The following is a 15999-nucleotide window of genomic DNA, read 5'->3' as shown; positions in this document are numbered from 1 at the left end:
GGATGTGCGAGCGTGCGCTCGCACATCCCCTCGACTTTATTTTTACCCTATGAATTACTGGTTGCTACTTGGAGTGATGGCTGTTCTATACCAAGCTGGTGGAGTTGTGGGTGGATCAGGTTGGCTTGTACCAGGAGATCGCGGTTGCTGAGAACGCGCTCAGGCGTACCGTCGGTCAGGATGCGTCGCTCCTCGCCGAGGACGATGACGCGCTCGGAGATGATGGGTACAATATCTAGCTCGTGTGTAGAGGTAATGATTGTCTTGCCTGCCTGACCCAACTTGCGGATGAGGTTTACCAGGACCCACTTGGTACGGGGATCGAGGGCCGCCGTAGGCTCATCAAGCAGGATGACATCGGGGCGGAGGGAAAGTACAGAGGCAATGGCGGCACGCTTCTTCTCACCACCGGATAGCTCGAAGGGGGCGCGCCTGGCAAGGTGCGTGATCTCCATTTGCTCCAACGCCTCGTCGCAGCGCTCGCGTACCTCCGCGGACGAGAGGCCCAGCTGAAGCGGGCCAAAGGCGATGTCATCATAGACCGTCGCGCTAAAGAGCTGGATATCCGGGTCTTGAAAGACCAGGCCAACCTCGCGGTGAAAGGTAAAGGCCTCCTCGCCCGCCGCTACCGCCTTAATATCACGTTCCAGCATACGCATTGTACCAGACGTGGGAGCGTAGATACCGTCCATGAGCTTGAGCAGGGTCGATTTGCCGCTACCGTTGGCTCCCAGGAGCGCTACCTGTTCGCCAGGGTAGATGTCCAGGTCTACGCCAGCCAGGGCCATGCGCTGGCTGTGATATTTGTAGCATACATCGCGTAAGTGAAAGAGTGGCTGCTGACGCGGCTGATCAGGCGAAATGCTCATAATATGTATCCTCCTACGAAAAAGATAATCAACGCCAGGCCGGTTGCCAGCGAGAGCGCCATCCAATCATCAGCGCTCATGCGATAGTCCTGATGCGTGTGGATGGTTCCTGTGAAGCCGCGTGCCATCATTGCGGCATAGACATCATTGCTCATACGAAACGAGCGATTCATCAAGACACCCATAGAAGCGCTAATCCATTTGCGCTGTTCATTCCCACTCAAGTGGCCTACGGTGCGGCTCTTGCGTGCCTCAAACATGCCATTAGCGGTGTGGAGAAAGAGAAAGATATAGCGATAGGTCATGGAGAGCAGCAGGGTAAAGACCTGGGGTACACGCAGGACCTGCAAGCTTTTTAGAATATCGGCCCAGGCCGTGGTGAGAATCAGGAGCACCGCCAGCGAGACGGAGACGCCCACACGCGCGATAAAGATCAAGCCATTCAGGATGCTGGCGTATGTTGGACCAAAGTGCCAGGCTCCCAGGGGAAGATCGAAGAGGCGTGGCCCGTTGGGTACCAGGAAGATCGCTGGGAGAATCACAATTCCCGCGAAGAAGGGAATGCCCAGCCAGACGCGGCGCACAAAGAAGTCGAAGGGGACCTGGCTACCCCGCGCCACCAGGAGTAGCACGAGGTAGAAGGCCAGTAACATGAAGAGCGAGTGCGATAGGCTAGCCGCCAGCACTGTTACCAGGAACATGCCCAGCTTGGCGCGTGGATCAAGCTTCTGGAGCCAGCCGGCCTTATGTGCATGCTCCTCCGTGAAGACGGCTCGCTCAATGGCCTCGGAGATGCCGCCAATGGTCTTCTCGATCCAGCCAAATTGTCGCCTGTGCTCTTTGTTGGTTGATTGATTGGTATGTGAAAGCATATATTCTTTCTATCTGGCGATTACTTGCTATCAAAGGCCAATTCTTTGTTATGCTCGGTAGTTGTAACTGGTTGGGGTTCTCTCACAGGCGCAGGTTCATTGCCGCGTAGTCGCTTTAGGAGCGTGAGGAGACCAAAGACCGCCCCTCCTAAGACCAGAATGCCAACGATCCCTGAAAACTCGTAGCCAATTGCCTGGTGCCATAGCGGCGCATTATCACCATTGAAGAATGGAAGCGGCAGGTTATAGCCAGAGAATGGCGCGCTAAAGATACCAGAGAACTCTTGCAACCCCTTTGGGACGTAGTGGAAGGCTTGCTGGACATCCTGGGTGCTTCCCTCGCCAAAGGCAAAGCCAGGTGCAATCAGGCCGACGGGCGCGATGATGGCGATAGCCAGGAAGGCAGTTCCTACCTTGCGAATCGAGCGTGGAAGCAGGAACCAGGCCAGGGGGACCATTACCAGGGCCAGGATCAGCACTATCAGCAGCATTACTCCGACATCCGTCCAGTTGACGCTGCTCCAGTCCGCGCCAAAGAGGTGATTGATACTTCCTCCGCCTGTGATAAAGCCCGCGATAAAGAGAATTACAGCGATACCTACAAGCGCGGCTGTATAGAGCTGCCACTGTGGCATCTTTGCTGGTTCGCCTTCCTCGACTGTCTTCCCAGCGACTATGGCACGTAGCGAAGTCAGGTAGTAAGGATGGTTACGCTGGATGTAGGCCAGGCCTAGCGCGGTCACCAGGGCTTCAACGAGCGAGGCCCCAAAGGCATGTGAGAGCAGCATGGCCGGAATGGCGGCCTCAAGTCCATAGGGACTGTAGAGCGGCCTGCCTCCATCTGAGAAGAGCAGAGGTTGTACGCCCAGTTCAACGCCGACAGCCAGGGCCGCCACTGTAATGCCAATGTAAGAGCCAATGCCTGCGGCCCAGACGCGCCTGGTCGAGAGTAGCGGCGAGCGACCAGCGATCAGGCGATAGGCGAAGTAGCCCACGAAGGGCAAGATAATCCCCATATTGAGGCAATTGGTAAAGATGGCCAGGATGCCGCCATCACCAAAGAAGAGGGCCTGAATGATCAAGGCGATGCTGACCCCAATAATAGCGGCCCAGGGACCCAGAACAATCGCGATCAGCGTTCCACCAACGGCGTGGGCCGTGGTGCCACCCGGCACGGGAATGTTAAACATCATAATGGTAAAAGAGAACGCCGCAAAGATCGAGAGCAGCGGAATGGTGCGATTATTGAGTACAGAACGCACACGTTGGGCGGCAATGGCCCAGCCCGGCACGGTGATAACACCTGTACCAAGCGAAAAGACGGGGCTGAGATAGCCATCAGGAATGTGCATAGAGACCTCCGAATCCTTTACTTAAAAAAAAGCTCATCTAAGATACCCATGTTACGGAGGATGAGTAATGGAAATTGGAAACTTTTGACAAACATTACTTATTGCAAATGTTTCGCAATAAGCAGTGTACACGCTGGAAGCGTTGAATGTCCAGTGCTCAATAGCTTGATTTTATAATGGTAGATAGTGTAAGTTATATTTATGTAAACTAAGATGTATTTAGTAATATTGGAAGCAAAAATAGTGCCTGCTAGCTTCGTCGTAATGGAAAACGTAAATGATCATACAGGTTAGGCATTGTGGGGGTGCGCAGAGCGCACCCCCACAATGCCTAACCTGTATGATCCCAAATTAGGGGTGTTCTATATATTAGAAGCCTGAGAAGTAAATTGAAAACCGGGCTATCTAAGATCTTCAAAAGGGCGTGAGCAGAAGTAGGCGTTGAGGAGATGTGCGCCTTGCAGGTGGGCCTTGCTTAGATCAACGTCGTTCAAAATGGCGTCCTTGAAGACGGCCCCGCAGAAGATGGCCTGTTCCAGATTGGCGCCCGCGAGGATAGTTCCGCGCAAATCCGCATCGCTCACATCGGCGTTTGCCAGGAGCGCGTTGCGCAGGTCGGTATCGCTCAAGATAGCGGCACGTAAGTTTGCCTTCTGGAAATTGGCGCTATTGAGGCGGGCACGGTGGAAGTTTGCGCCGCCGCAATCGGCCTCGATAAAGAGCGATTCTCTGAGGTCGGCCTCGCTTAGGTTGGCTTCATGTAGGTAGACACCGCTCAGGTTGATATGCGCTAGGGACCAGCCACGCAGGTTGGCCCCCGCCAGGTTGGGGCGAATTTCATGATGAAGCTGCCGCCAGAGATTCCATGCCTCTACGCCTTGCTTCAGCAGTTCAAGGTGATTCGGGTTTGCCATTTTTAGACCTCAACTTTGCTTTCTTCGGCTAGAGAGAGCAATTTGCTTCCAGGATGAAAGGCTCGTCAGGGAGCCTGCCAGGAGCGTGCAGGCGCGAGTTCCTGCATCTTGGGAGCACGCGTGAGTATGGTTTACAAGAGCGTTCCCTGTGGAATGTTGGGATTATAGAAACCGATGTGTATATTCATGACGGTTTCTGGTATGTGACAGGGTATATGTGTGAGTGCGTCATAGGCGCCGTGTCGCAACAAAATATCTCTGGCTTCATGGACGCGCTCGGGAGGCTGAACGACTACAATAATGCGATTCTTTTTGAGCAACTCTTTCTGGTAATAGCAACGCTCGTCCTGGCTGAGTGGAGTGAAGGCAAGGGTGTCTAACAGATCCTGGATGGTAATGGTGCTAAGCTTGATGGGCGTACCTACGCCATCTCGGGCGATGAACATGGCGGCATTACACCGTGTCCAGTTATGAAATTCTGCCACACAAAGCTGCTCTACGGCCTGGGTTGCCCTGTGTATATCCGTAAAAATACCAACGACGATGGAGCTTGTGATCGTTTTCATAAGTGCCTCCAGATGATGCAGCAATGTGCACGCTTCAATTTGAAGCATGCTCTGCCATTGTACTTAACCATTATACTTAAAACACACGCTAATGCACTACAAGTACCACTAACAGCCTGGAAAAATAATGCTTCTTTCAGTTATAAACTCGTACCTGTTGTTTTGCCTATGCTTATCACGCCTTACTATAAAGAAAGGTGACTCACCAATACAACAATACCTGTATTGTCCTGTTCAGGGCTTGTGACTACGCATTTTGTGAGAGGGAGAGGTGGCGAATGGCGTTCCTGGCGATGCTAGTGATAGTTGCACTGGCCTCAAATTGAGAGCGCATCTTTTGCAGCCAGAGCTGCTCCTGCCAGGGAGTGGATGCAGTAAGGGTGGCGAACAGGTTCTCGCTGGCGGCCCGACGCGCCAGGTTGTAGCGGATGGCGTCGAGAAGGTAGGTCTGCTCATGAGCAGTAAGGGTGCGCGCTCTCAGGTACCCTTTGATAACAGCCTGAATGAGGGCTGGCTCGGCCTCCAGCGAGGGCAGTTGAGGCTTGCCCAGGTGGCAATACATGAGCAGATAGCCGAGATCAAGGATTAGTGGACCGAGTCCCGCGCCATCCCAGTCGATAAAGGCCAGCGTTTGAGCGGTGGTGCGTATGGCATTGTGGGGCCAGCAGTCTCCATGGAGCAGGCCCTGTGGCAGATCATGGGTTTGCTGTATGCGTTGGAGTGAGGCGAGAAACTCGCTGCCCATGTTTTGTAGCTCTTGAGGCAGAGGCGTCAGGGCTTGCTCCAATTGTTTCATGTGCTCTGGTATCACCAGCGTAGGATGCAGGCGCGAGAGTGGGAGCATGGCGCTATCTACAGCGGGCAGCTTATGAAGGCGCGAGAGTTGAGCGCCCATGGCAGAGAGCGTTTCTGGGGCGAAGTCTGCCATCTGACCCTCGATAAAGGAGACAAGGATAGCTGTCCATTGTCCAGCATGAGCGATAATCTCTCCCTGGCGTGTGTATTGTACTCTGGGCGCAGGATACTGTTGTTGGTGGAGATATGAAAGCACGGCTACCTGTCCTATTAACCATGGCGTGGCATCGTAGCCGAAGGCGCGCAAGAGAAAGCCATTGTTATCAGGCGAGCTGACCTGGTAGATGCCTCGGTCCTCAAACCAGTAGTGGGCCACATCGTGCAGTGTGATATCACCTCCTAGATCGTAGTTCTCCCTTACCAACTGGCTCAGTTGGTTTCTTTGCTCCTCTGGCTGCATGTTCTGCTTCCTCCTTGTGCTGGCGTTTTCATTTATCTACGAATGCTGCTTCTGGGTAGTTCGATATGCGCGTGGACTCATGCCGAAGTGTTGTTGAAATTGGCGACTAAAGTAGAAGGCGGAGTGGAAGCCAGTTTCGTCGGCGATGGTGGCAATGCTGTCGCTGGTGAAGGTCAGCAGGCGTGCCGCATGCATCAGGCGCAGCCCTACAAGTGTATTGATGAGTGAATCGCCTACCTCTTGTTTGAAGAGATGCGCCAACCTGGAGGGGGAGAGTGCGACCTCCTGGGCGAGGGTTGCCACGGTATGCCGGGCGTTCAGGTTTTTACTGATGATGTCCAGGACCTGCTGTACACGTGGATCAAGGAGGTGCTGTCTCTCCTGTTCTGTCTCTAGCGTAGTGAGCAGGAGTAGCTCTTCCAGCCGATTGAGGGCTAATTCGCGCCGTAGGAGGGCGTGGGCGCTGGCTGTCTGATGAGCTTGCTCCAGGAGTGAGGCGTTACTATCAGTATGTAATTGGAGAAAGGCCTGGTAGGCTCTCTCCTGACTGTGTGATGTGCGGAGGGCTGCTTTGAAGAGGCCGGGTTGCAGCTCGGGTAGATTCCACCAGCTAAACCAGTCGATGCGCGGTTGGAAGTGTGCCCAGAAGAAGTCCCACAGGCCGTCCAGTGGCACGGAGTAGTCATGAGGCGTGCCAGGTTTGAGCAGAATAATATCACCTGGCCTGGCCGAGATCGTTTCGCCGTATAGACGGTAGCGTCCCTCTCCCTCCAGCGTATAGGTTATCAGCCAGTTGCCCGAGCCGTGGGAGCGTTGTACCGCGTACCCATACTGTTCCCTAAAATGTCCACTGACAAAAATGTCTGAGGGTGGGGAGGGTGTCTCATAATATGGCATAGCAGTATTGTACATATTTTTGACTGTCGCGTCTATTCTTCTTCTGCGCTTTATTGGGTAGTATTCTTCTTAGGACTCATGCCTATGTGCGAGTGATTCGCTTGACCTCTCGCGCCTGCGGCGCTCGCTATGTTCATGTGTGGTGTGGATTGGCAGCCTGCGGCTGCCAATCCACACCACACATGAACATAGAATTAGAAGGAAGGATGACTAGATTATGGCAACAGCGGCTACGCATTTGACACCCGACCAGCTTGCAAGCTTTCATGAGCAGGGCTACCTGGTCTTACCTGGAGTCTTTAACCAGGACGAGGTGCAGGCATTGATTGACAATTTTATGGACATTCACGCACAGGGTCCCGTACCCGGCTTTTTTGAGCCAGTGGCGCCTGAGCAGAGTGGTGGCGACATTCTCAAGCAGTATCCGCGTATCATGCATCCTCATCGCTTTAACGAAGTGGCGCGACGCTACCTGCTGGATCAACGCCTGGCTGTTATCTTACAGGACCTCTTTGACGAGGAGCCATTGGCGGCACAGAGTATGCTCTACTTCAAGCCAGCAGGCGGGCGTGGACAGGCTCTACACCAGGATAATTTCTACCTGCGCGTCGAGCCTGGGACCTGTATCGCGGCATGGGTCGCGCTTGATCCTGCGGATCGTGCCAATGGCGGCCTGGAAGTGGTACCCGGGACACATAAGATGGATATCTTCTGCCCGGAGGAGGCGGATGCCAGCGTCTCCTTTACACGCGATTTTGTGCCGATCCCCGAGGGGCTAGAGGCGGTTCCGGTCAATCTAGCTTCTGGCGATGTCCTCTTCTTCAATGGCAGCTTAGTGCATGGATCGCAGCCGAACTCGACTCGCGACCACTTCCGGCGTTCCTTCATCTGTCACTACATTGGCCGCTCATCCGAGCGCATGTCGCGCTGGTATCGCCCCATCCTGACCATGCAGGGCGCAGAGGTCACAATCGATGAGAACACTGGCGGCGGCCCATGTGGAGTTGAGATCGGCGGCCCGCATTAGAGAGAGGACACGACGCTACTAAAGTACGCGTCTACATATCATGGTACGACCTGCTCCATATCATGATATGTAGACGCGTACTTTAGTAGCGTCGTCCCGCGTTACTGTGTAAAGCGTTCGACACCGAAGGGTTGGAGGAGGGAGGGCATTTGACCTGTCAGGATCAGCTCGGAAATTAGCTTGCCCGTTATTGCGCTCAATTCGAAGCCCACGCCATTATGGCCGGTTGCCAGGGTGACATTGTGCCAGCCGGGGGCGGGTCCCAGGATAGGACGGTTATCGGGTGTGCCTGGGCGCAGGCCCGCCCACATTCTGGCAATGAAGGCCTGCTCTAGCGAAGGTGCGACGCGAATGGCGCTATTGAGTAGCGACGCGATGGCGCCAGCGGTCAGGCGCTTGTCGAATCCTGCCTTTTCGACTGTTGCGCCTACAAATATGGTATTGTCAGGCTTGGGAATCAGGTAGATGCCCTCGCCAGAGAGGATATGGGTCAGGGGAGGCTCGGGCTGATGCAGGGCCAGGATCTGCCCCCGTGTCGGCGTGACGGGGAGATCAAAGCCTAGCCAATCGCCACAGCGTCCCGACCAGGCTCCGGCTGCGACAACCAGGTGCTGGCAGGGCAGGATATCTCCGGTTGAGGTGCGGACAGCAGTAACCATATAGTCCTCGCGTTCGATGCCGATTACCTCGCAGCGTTCAATGAAGCGCACTCCTATGGCACGTGCTGCGCCTGCGTACGCCCGGGTAACGCCCGCGGGTTTCATCGAGCCCTCGTGGGGCGCGTAGACGGCTGCACATGTCTCCGCTCCGAGTAAGGGCTCAATTCCTCGCGCTTCGTCTCCATTGAGCCAGCGCACCTCCTGTTGCAGATTTTGCCAGTCGTTAAAGCGCTCGCGTAAGCGCTGTGCCTCCTCCTCGCTATTGGCGATGCGCAGTGAGCCCGGGCGATGATATTCCGTCTGAACGCCGCTGGTTGCCTGGATTTGTGGTAGCAGCTCAAGGTTGAGTTTGCGCCCGGCGATGAGCAGGTCGGTAAAGGCATCTCCCTGGCGCATCCCTCCAATGGGCGCTAGCATACCAGCGGCGGCACTTGAAGACTCGGAAGCGATCTCTTCGCGCTCTATGACTGTCACTCTGGCCCCCGCTTGTTGCAAATGATAAGCAATAGAGCAGCCTGTAACTCCCCCTCCCATAATGATGGTGTCTGCGTTGCTTGTAATGGTCATTTACAGAATCCTCCTTTGTATGTCATGACCTTCACCCAGTATTGTCGCAAGCCGATATTCCTGGCTTGCGCGAATCCCCATATTCTTTACTTCTGTTCTTTAAAGCATACATACAAGCATAACGCTTATACAAGCTCAAGTATTCTGGTTAATGGTATAAAGTAGTCGTGATCGAGAAGGCTGTAGGTATTTTTTTACTATGCCACTCCATCCGAATATAGTGCGTATACTTTTCCCTGGCGGGGTTGTTGCTCTTTTAATCAGGGGCGAGGTGTGTTATCATTCCTCCTTAAGGTGTGTGCTAATACATCGATTTTTGTAAATTTGTGTCTTGTTAACGTCTTCCTATAGTACATCAGGTTGTCTTATTTGAGAGAGCTATTTGTTCCTGAATCGGGTGGGCAGAAGAGTGCTGCGTGGAAACGTAACTGTTGACGCAAAGCACAAGAGAAAGGTGCATGTACATCATGAACTCGCAGAAGAACGCTTCTCTTCGGCGCCTTCGCCCCAAAAAGTTTATAATCGTGCTTATGTGTATGTTGCTGCTCACCCTCATTATCTCTGCCTGCGGTGGCAACAGTAGCACAACCTCAAATGAACAGCTGGCCAAGGTGACACCCAATGTACCCGCGCCCAAGGATCTCCAGACCGCAGGTACGCTCACTATTGGCACTGATCCAACCTATTTCCCTATGGAGTATGTCGATCAAACGAGCAATCAATATACTGGCTTCGATATCGACCTCTCCCAGGCCCTGGCCGCGCATATGGGGGTGAAGGTAAACGTTGTTAAGACGAGCTTCGATACCATCTTTGACGATCTGAATAATAAGCGCTTCGATATTATCGTGTCGAGCGTCTACATGAGCCCTAAACGTTTGCCTAAATTTGATTTCGTCGAGTATATGCAGGCTGGTTCGGCGCTTCTCGTCCAGAACGGCAATCCCAAGAATGTTAAAGGTGTTGATGACCTATGTGGCCTGAATGTCAGTGTACAGAACGGTACCAGCCAGCAGGAGAAGTTAACCACGACCTCAAAGGCCTGCGAGGCCAAAGGGAAGTCTGCGATTAAGGTAATGGTACTGGGTACGGAGACCGATGTTATTCAGGCGCTGGTTGACCGCCGTGTGGATGCGACCTTCCAGGGATCGCTCTCCGCTGGTTACTATAACAGGCTCCATCCTGAGCAGTTCGCGTACGGTGGTCCCGTGATCGAGGCCGCTCCCAGTGGGATAGTCATCCGCAAGGGAGACGCGGAGATGCAGAATGCGGTGCAGAAGGCGTTTCAGGCGCTGAAAGCTGATGGCACTTACGATAAGCTCTTTACAAAGTGGGGCTTTACCAATGATGAGAAAATATAATTGATGTGTTTTGTCTGGCACTCCTGGCGTACGCCAGGAGTGCCAGACAAAACACATCAGCCTACGTTATCAGGAGGGCGTTCATGTTTAACTGGGATCTTGTCTGGTTCTACCTTTTCCAGGACCCCAACCTCTATTTCCTAAAGGCGGCCTGGCTCGTGCTATGGGTCTCCGTCGTGGCTCAGACCCTGGGTGTCATCCTGGGCTTATTCCTGGCCCTGATGCAGATGTCGAAGTGGCCGGCGCTGCAATGGATCGCACGAGCATACCTCTGGTTCTTCCGTGGCAGCCCGCTGCTGGTGCAGGTGCTGCTCCTGTGGACCGGTCTACCGAAGATCGTTCCTGGCCTCTTGCTCCCCGATTTTGCCTGTATACTGGTGGCCTTCTCGCTGAATGAAGGCGCATATATGTCCGAAATTATTCGCGCGGCTATTGGCGCGGTTGATCCCGGCCAGATGGAGGCCTCTAAGGCGCTGGGTATGCGCTACTGGGTAGCGATGCGGCGTATTATTCTTCCTCAGGCCGCGCGCGTGGTTATTCCTCCCCTGGGCAACGAATTCAACAACATGCTCAAGACGACCTCTATCGCGACCGTTATCGGTATGCTTGAGCTGACTGGCACCGCGCGTACCTTTGGCGCGCCAACCTTCAATATCTTCGAGCTCCTCATCGTAGCGACCGTCTACTACCTGATCCTGACCACCATCTGGGATGTGATCCAGCGCTGGATTGAGCGCCGCCTGGATCCTGATCGCAAGCCAGCAATCAGTGTCAACAAGAGCTTCGGCCAGCGCCTCCTTGGTTTTGGTAGTGGCCGTGATCGTGAATTTGCTAGATAAGGAGGGATGCATTAATGGAAGATGTACAGCAGACAGCAGCCTCAGAGGCGCAGACAGCAACGCACATGGTGCGTACCGAACAACTGGTGAAGTGCTTTGGTAGCAACGTTGTGCTTGACGGCGTCGATTTTACCGTTGATCGCGGACAGGTGGTTGTCGTCATCGGCCCCAGCGGCTCAGGTAAGACGACCTTGCTGCGTTGTTTGAACCATCTTGAGAAGATTGATGGTGGGCGTATCTATATCGATGGGCAGCTTGTTGGCTATCGCGAGAAGAATGGGAAGCTGATTGAGGATAGTGAGGCCAATATCGCGCTTATGCGCTCGCAGGTTGGCTTTGTCTTTCAGCGTTTTAATCTCTTTGCGCATAAGACCGCCCTACAAAACATTATCGAGGCGCCTATCCAGGTTCAGCACCGCCCGAAGGACGAAGTAATCGAGCAGGCCCATGAACTATTGCGCAAAGTTGGTTTGTCAGAGAAGGCTGATGCCTATCCACACCGGCTCTCTGGTGGTCAGCAGCAACGCGTGGCGATCGCGCGTGCGCTGGCGATGAACCCTAAATTGATGCTCTTTGACGAAGCGACCTCGGCCCTGGATCCCGAGCTAGTGGGCGAGGTACTGGCCGTTATGCGCCAACTGGCCGAAGAGGGCATGACCATGGTCGTCGTGACTCACGAGATGGGCTTTGCCCGCGATGTCGCGGATCACGTGGTCTTTATGGACAAGGCCCAGATTGTGGAGCAAGGTCCCCCTCAACAAATCTTCAACGATACACAGAACGAGCGTACGCGCAAATTCCTCGGACGTGTGCTTGGTTAAATAAAGAGCAAGAAAAAAAGCGGCTCACACGAGCCGCTTTTTTTCTTGCTCTTTATCGGGTATGCTGAAGAAAGGTATAGTGACAACAGGGAGGAGAAGGCTAGGTATGACCATTAAGTTATATGGCACCAACTGGTGCAGTGATTGTAAGCGGAGCAAGAAGTTCCTGGGCGAACAGCGTGTGCGCTATGACTACATCGACATTGAAGAGGATGAGCAGGCGCAGGCGTATGTGCGTGAGCTGCAAAAGGGCGGGATGTCGATCCCAACCATCGTGTTTGATGACCAGGGTGTGCTCATAGAGCCATCAAACGCGGAGCTTGCCGAGAAGTTGGGCCTGGATATCAAGGCACAGTGTACCTTCTATGATCTCATCGTCGTCGGTGGTGGCCCCACGGCTCTTACCGCTGCGATTTATATTGCTCGTGATGGCTATGATGTGCTGGTGATTGAGCGTTCGAGCCTGGGTGGGCAGGCGGGCATTACTGAGCGCCTGGACAACTATCCCGGCTTTCCCCACGGTGTAACGGGTGGCGAGTTCGCCGAGCGCGTGATCGAGCAGGCAAAGCGCTTCGACGTCGAGATGATCTCGGCTCAGAACGTGGTGCGTGTGGGCAACGATCTCGACGCGCACTTCGTTGAGAGCGAGGATGGGACCCGCTATCGCTGTAATGCCATCTTGCTTGCTACAGGTTCAAGCTATAAGCGCCTGGATGTGCCCGGCGAAAGTGAGTATATTGGCGCGGGCATCCATTTCTGTGCCACCTGCGATGGGCCCTTCTATAAGGGGCAGGATGTTGTGGTGGTGGGCAGTGGCAATAGTGCCGTAGAGGAGGCCGTCTTCTTGACGCGCTTTAGCCCCCAGGTGACCATCCTCGCACGAGGAGAGCGCCTCTCTGCCAGCAAGCTCGCGATTGATAAAGCGCTCTCGACCCCCGAGATTAAGGTACGCTATAACACCGAGATTGTGGAGTTTAAGGGGGAGAATAATCGCATCACGACGCTTGTAGTCAAAGACACGCAGAGTGGGAAGCAAGAGGAATTGCATCCCGCCGCGGCCTTTATCTTTATTGGCCTCCAGCCCAATAGCGAGCCATTTCGCGCCACCGTCGCCTCCAATGCCCAGGGCTTTATACGGACAGGCGCGGATTTCCAGACGAACATCGAGGGCATTTTCGCCGCGGGCGACGTACGCGCCGGAAGCACCAAGCAACTGGTCAGCGCGGCCGGTGAGGGGGCCGCCGCCGCCATCGCGATCCGCGAGCACCTCAGCACACACCACGCCGGTGCCTGACCCTGTATTGGCGCATCTTATGTAGGGTCCATGCTTGCATGGACTAAAAACGCACGCAGGGCAGAGCTTGCTCGGTTGTGAAAGAAGGCCGAGCAAGCTCTGCCCCTACGAATCGGAGAGACACAGGTATGAGTGGTATCGATGCGTATAAATGCATTTTACCAGGTGGGCGAGAGGTGCTTATACGCTCAGGCATATGTGCGGATGCCGACCGGGTCTTCGCGCTTGTCAGGGCCTCGGTCCTTGAGGAGCAGGTGCACGACTTGAACACGCTGGAGGATCTGCCCACCAGGGAGCATGAGCGCAAGTGGGTGGAGATGCTGGAGCAGGCGCCAGAGAAGGTTTTGTTGCTGGCGGAGAGCCAGGGGGAGGTGGTCGGCTTTGTCAGTTTCAACAACGGGCATCTCAAGCGCCTGTCTCACCAGGGCGAGATAAGTATCTCGGTCAAGCAGGAGTGGCGCGACCAGGGCCTGGGGCGCCAGCTTTTTCTGGCGCTCTTCGCCTGGGCCGAGAAACACCCACGTATCGAGAAGCTGTCTTTGCAGGTCGTGGCCACTAATATGCGTGCTATCCACCTCTATCAGGCTCTGGGCTTTGTCGAGGAGGGGCGCCTGCGACGGCAGGTAAAGATCGCTGAAGGTCAGTATATCGATCTTGTATTTATGGGTAAGTGGTTGAACAGGGATGTGAACTACCACTGAGCTGAAGACGCAGTGGCTTCTTCGGAAGTCACTGAAGACGCAGACCAGGAGCTTCTTCGGAAGCTTGAGTTCACCAGACTCGTTTCCAGAAATGGGAACAGCGTTCGATTGGTCATGACACCTGCGGTTGACGCATCAGACCGCTGCTCTGTCGCTGAGGGTTAAGTAGGCTTGAGGAAAGGGCCGGTGCTCTCAGCGCAAAAAGCCTTTTGAACACTGTCGAGATGAAGCCGGATTCCCTTCGTGGTCACAGCGAAGGGATACGCACCACCCGGCGCTTGCCGGAGCATTTTCCGAAAGGAGTTTTCTATGAACGTCGTCTACGTCCTCTCGTCGGAGAGAACACCATTAATGCCCTGTCAACCTGCCATTGCGAGGTTGTTGCTGAAACAAGGAAAAGCAAAGGTGAGGCATCGAACGCCCTTTACGATTCAGCTTCTCGCACAGCCAGAGCACGTGTACACACAACTGCTGACCCATGGCGTTGATACGGGAAGTTCCATAATCGGATCAGCCGTGGCTAATGAGCATGGACACGTCGTGTATCTTTCGGAAGTCGAGATACGCAATGATATTGCAAACACTATGAAGGAACGAGCGAGAGCACGCCGCAATCGTCGTCAACGCAAGACACGCTATCGCCCTGCTCGCTGGCTCAATCGCAAGAAATCGATCAAAACTGGACGCTTCTCGCCCACCATGAGAAGCAAGATTGATACTCATCTGCGAGAAATTCGCTTTATACGGTCATTGCTGCCCATCACGTCTACGATACTAGAAACAGGCTCATTTGATCCTCATGCACTCAGAAATCCTGAAGTCCTGCAAAAGAAGTGGCTCTACCAGAGGGGCATCAACTACGGTTTTGCCAATACCAAAGCCTATGTGCTCACACGAGACGGCTACCTCTGTCAGCAGTGCAAAGGGAAGTCAAAGGACCGACGGCTTGAAGTTCACCACATCATCTTCAGAAGTCGAAATGGAAGCGATGAGGAAGCGAATTTACTCACTCTCTGCAAAACTTGTCATGATGGACTCCATGCAGGCACCATCACCCTGAAACTCACAGGCAAGAAAAAGGGAACCTTGCAACATGCGACCCAGATGAATAGCATCCGCACTCAGTTACTCAAGCGTGTTGAGGCAGAGGAAACCTGGGGCTTTGTCACCAAAGAGCATCGTCTTCTGGTAGGACTCCCCAAAGAGCATATCTTTGATGCAGCCGTGATTGCAACACGAGGAGTGAAGCCAACCTTCTATACCACGAGCGTGCTCTCAAAACGCTGTGTGTCAGATGGAGATTACAAACAAACGAAAGGAAAACACGGTCAACAACGAGTGAACACAGGCAAGATCATGGGATTTCGCAAGTTTGATAAGGTGTACTATTTGGGGAAGGAGTACTTTATCAAGGGGAGAATGTCTACCGGCTACGCGATCCTCATGGACATTGACGGCAACAAAATTGAGTTCAAACCACTTCCCAAGTTTGACAAAATGAAGAGAGTAAGTGCACGTTCATCATGGATGATGAAACAAAGAACCACGCCAAATTCCTCATTCTCTATCACCTCATCTTTGTCTGCAAGTGCAGGAAAAAACGTTTGATGCGCTCTGGAGATGAGACAAAAAGGATATTCGAGGTCATTGCAACACAATCAGACGTTTCCTTTGAGACGATGGAGGTGGACAAGGATCATATTCACTGCCTAGTAAAAAGCGAACCGAGGATAGCACCACTCGCGATAGTACGAAGGTTAAAGCAAGAATCGACTCTTCAGCTTTGGCAGATGTACGAAGATGAATTGAGAAGACACTTTTGGAAGGAAAGGACATTCTGGAGCGATGGATACTTCTGCCGTACCGTTGGCGATGCAAGTCAGGGAACAAGACGCCAGTACATTGAGGATCAAGGGTGAGGTGCGGCAATTCATCCACGAAGCTGAAGACTTCGCGGTTTTCTTGCCGCCTTTCCTATAAAATAGAAATAAAGCAGCAGGCGAGG

General features: G+C 53.7%; 16 protein-coding genes. 8 read left to right on the top strand and 8 right to left on the bottom strand.

Annotated features, from left to right (window positions below; translation table 11 throughout):
* Positions 1 to 47: 47 nt before the first annotated feature.
* The 7 genes from KRAC_RS47000 to KRAC_RS46970 all read right to left on the bottom strand — a co-directional run bounded on the left by KRAC_RS47000 (position 48) and on the right by KRAC_RS46970 (position 6725).
* A complete protein-coding gene (locus KRAC_RS47000) occupies positions 48 to 869 on the bottom strand; it encodes an energy-coupling factor ABC transporter ATP-binding protein (protein ID WP_007919402.1) in 822 nt (273 codons plus the stop codon).
* Complete coding sequence (gene cbiQ / locus KRAC_RS46995) at positions 866 to 1741, bottom strand: cobalt ECF transporter T component CbiQ (RefSeq protein ID WP_007919400.1); 876 nt, start codon at positions 1739 to 1741, stop codon at positions 866 to 868. Before cbiQ ends, KRAC_RS47000 begins: the two co-directional genes overlap by 4 nt.
* 20 nt (positions 1742 to 1761) lie before the next feature.
* Positions 1762 to 3093, bottom strand: coding sequence for a cobalt transporter CbiM (gene cbiM, locus KRAC_RS67855; protein ID WP_007919399.1), 1332 nt, complete (start codon positions 3091 to 3093; stop codon positions 1762 to 1764).
* A gap of 401 nt (positions 3094 to 3494) precedes the next feature.
* Positions 3495 to 4007: a pentapeptide repeat-containing protein gene (locus KRAC_RS46985; protein ID WP_007919396.1), complete on the bottom strand. Its 513-nt coding sequence runs from the start codon at positions 4005 to 4007 to the stop codon at positions 3495 to 3497.
* Between the two features lie 131 nt (positions 4008 to 4138).
* Positions 4139 to 4573 (bottom strand): hypothetical protein, encoded by a 435-nt coding sequence (locus KRAC_RS46980; protein ID WP_007919394.1) that lies wholly within the window; start codon positions 4571 to 4573, stop codon positions 4139 to 4141.
* Between the two features lie 247 nt (positions 4574 to 4820).
* Positions 4821 to 5828 carry a phosphotransferase enzyme family protein gene (locus tag KRAC_RS46975; RefSeq protein ID WP_007919392.1) on the bottom strand — a complete coding sequence of 336 codons (1008 nt, stop codon included), beginning with the start codon at positions 5826 to 5828 and terminating at the stop codon, positions 4821 to 4823.
* Between the two features lie 36 nt (positions 5829 to 5864).
* Positions 5865 to 6725, bottom strand: coding sequence for a helix-turn-helix domain-containing protein (locus KRAC_RS46970; RefSeq protein WP_169461034.1), 861 nt, complete (start codon positions 6723 to 6725; stop codon positions 5865 to 5867).
* Between the two features lie 217 nt (positions 6726 to 6942).
* Here KRAC_RS46970 and KRAC_RS46965 point away from each other — a divergent pair, with 217 nt between their 5' ends.
* Positions 6943 to 7752 (top strand): phytanoyl-CoA dioxygenase family protein, encoded by an 810-nt coding sequence (locus KRAC_RS46965; protein ID WP_007919388.1) that lies wholly within the window; start codon positions 6943 to 6945, stop codon positions 7750 to 7752.
* Positions 7753 to 7853: 101 nt separating this feature from the next.
* Here the strand turns inward: KRAC_RS46965 and thiO are convergent, their stop codons facing one another.
* The gene (gene thiO, locus KRAC_RS46960; protein WP_007919387.1) at positions 7854 to 8978 is read right to left on the bottom strand and encodes a glycine oxidase ThiO; all 1125 of its coding nucleotides are present in this window, start codon (positions 8976 to 8978) and stop codon (positions 7854 to 7856) included.
* Between the two features lie 458 nt (positions 8979 to 9436).
* On the opposite strand from thiO, the gene KRAC_RS46955 reads away from it, so the two are divergent.
* The 7 genes from KRAC_RS46955 (at position 9437) to tnpA (ending at position 15913) form a co-directional block, all read left to right on the top strand.
* The gene (locus tag KRAC_RS46955) at positions 9437 to 10339 is read left to right on the top strand and encodes an ABC transporter substrate-binding protein (protein ID WP_007919386.1); all 903 of its coding nucleotides are present in this window, start codon (positions 9437 to 9439) and stop codon (positions 10337 to 10339) included.
* Between the two features lie 83 nt (positions 10340 to 10422).
* A complete protein-coding gene (locus tag KRAC_RS46950; protein WP_007919385.1) occupies positions 10423 to 11178 on the top strand; it encodes an amino acid ABC transporter permease in 756 nt (251 codons plus the stop codon).
* A 14-nt stretch (positions 11179 to 11192) separates the two neighbouring features.
* The gene (locus KRAC_RS46945) at positions 11193 to 11999 is read left to right on the top strand and encodes an amino acid ABC transporter ATP-binding protein (protein ID WP_007919383.1); all 807 of its coding nucleotides are present in this window, start codon (positions 11193 to 11195) and stop codon (positions 11997 to 11999) included.
* A 106-nt stretch (positions 12000 to 12105) separates the two neighbouring features.
* The gene (locus KRAC_RS63960; protein WP_007919378.1) at positions 12106 to 13293 is read left to right on the top strand and encodes an FAD-dependent oxidoreductase; all 1188 of its coding nucleotides are present in this window, start codon (positions 12106 to 12108) and stop codon (positions 13291 to 13293) included.
* Positions 13294 to 13421: 128 nt separating this feature from the next.
* Positions 13422 to 13994: a GNAT family N-acetyltransferase gene (locus KRAC_RS46935; protein WP_007919376.1), complete on the top strand. Its 573-nt coding sequence runs from the start codon at positions 13422 to 13424 to the stop codon at positions 13992 to 13994.
* A 309-nt stretch (positions 13995 to 14303) separates the two neighbouring features.
* Complete coding sequence (iscB, locus tag KRAC_RS46930; RefSeq protein WP_007919374.1) at positions 14304 to 15602, top strand: RNA-guided endonuclease IscB; 1299 nt, start codon at positions 14304 to 14306, stop codon at positions 15600 to 15602.
* Positions 15518 to 15913 (top strand): IS200/IS605 family transposase, encoded by a 396-nt coding sequence (tnpA, locus tag KRAC_RS46925; protein ID WP_040447284.1) that lies wholly within the window; start codon positions 15518 to 15520, stop codon positions 15911 to 15913. Before iscB ends, tnpA begins: the two co-directional genes overlap by 85 nt.
* The last annotated feature ends 86 nt before the right edge of the window (positions 15914 to 15999 follow it).

It is taken from the genome of Ktedonobacter racemifer DSM 44963, assembly GCF_000178855.1.
Classification (GTDB): Bacteria; Chloroflexota; Ktedonobacteria; order Ktedonobacterales; family Ktedonobacteraceae; genus Ktedonobacter; species Ktedonobacter racemifer.
Note: the sequence above shows the minus strand (reverse complement) of the source record. Positions and strands in the feature narration are given on the sequence as shown.

What these genes read in the sequence shown, in the direction of transcription:
- tnpA (WP_040447284.1), top strand. Translation starts at nt 15,518, where the DNA reads ATGGATGATGAAACAAAGAACCACGCCAAATTCCTCATTCTCTATCAC.
- thiO (WP_007919387.1), bottom strand. Translation starts at nt 8,978, where the DNA reads ATGACCATTACAAGCAACGCAGACACCATCATTATGGGAGGGGGAGTT.
- KRAC_RS47000 (WP_007919402.1), bottom strand. Translation starts at nt 869, where the DNA reads ATGAGCATTTCGCCTGATCAGCCGCGTCAGCAGCCACTCTTTCACTTA.
- cbiM (WP_007919399.1), bottom strand. Translation starts at nt 3,093, where the DNA reads ATGCACATTCCTGATGGCTATCTCAGCCCCGTCTTTTCGCTTGGTACA.
- KRAC_RS63960 (WP_007919378.1), top strand. Translation starts at nt 12,106, where the DNA reads ATGACCATTAAGTTATATGGCACCAACTGGTGCAGTGATTGTAAGCGG.
- KRAC_RS46965 (WP_007919388.1), top strand. Translation starts at nt 6,943, where the DNA reads ATGGCAACAGCGGCTACGCATTTGACACCCGACCAGCTTGCAAGCTTT.
- iscB (WP_007919374.1), top strand. Translation starts at nt 14,304, where the DNA reads ATGAACGTCGTCTACGTCCTCTCGTCGGAGAGAACACCATTAATGCCC.
- KRAC_RS46985 (WP_007919396.1), bottom strand. Translation starts at nt 4,007, where the DNA reads ATGGCAAACCCGAATCACCTTGAACTGCTGAAGCAAGGCGTAGAGGCA.
- KRAC_RS46980 (WP_007919394.1), bottom strand. Translation starts at nt 4,573, where the DNA reads ATGAAAACGATCACAAGCTCCATCGTCGTTGGTATTTTTACGGATATA.
- KRAC_RS46950 (WP_007919385.1), top strand. Translation starts at nt 10,423, where the DNA reads ATGTTTAACTGGGATCTTGTCTGGTTCTACCTTTTCCAGGACCCCAAC.
- KRAC_RS46955 (WP_007919386.1), top strand. Translation starts at nt 9,437, where the DNA reads ATGTACATCATGAACTCGCAGAAGAACGCTTCTCTTCGGCGCCTTCGC.
- KRAC_RS46935 (WP_007919376.1), top strand. Translation starts at nt 13,422, where the DNA reads ATGAGTGGTATCGATGCGTATAAATGCATTTTACCAGGTGGGCGAGAG.
- KRAC_RS46975 (WP_007919392.1), bottom strand. Translation starts at nt 5,828, where the DNA reads ATGCAGCCAGAGGAGCAAAGAAACCAACTGAGCCAGTTGGTAAGGGAG.
- KRAC_RS46945 (WP_007919383.1), top strand. Translation starts at nt 11,193, where the DNA reads ATGGAAGATGTACAGCAGACAGCAGCCTCAGAGGCGCAGACAGCAACG.
- cbiQ (WP_007919400.1), bottom strand. Translation starts at nt 1,741, where the DNA reads ATGCTTTCACATACCAATCAATCAACCAACAAAGAGCACAGGCGACAA.
- KRAC_RS46970 (WP_169461034.1), bottom strand. Translation starts at nt 6,725, where the DNA reads ATGCCATATTATGAGACACCCTCCCCACCCTCAGACATTTTTGTCAGT.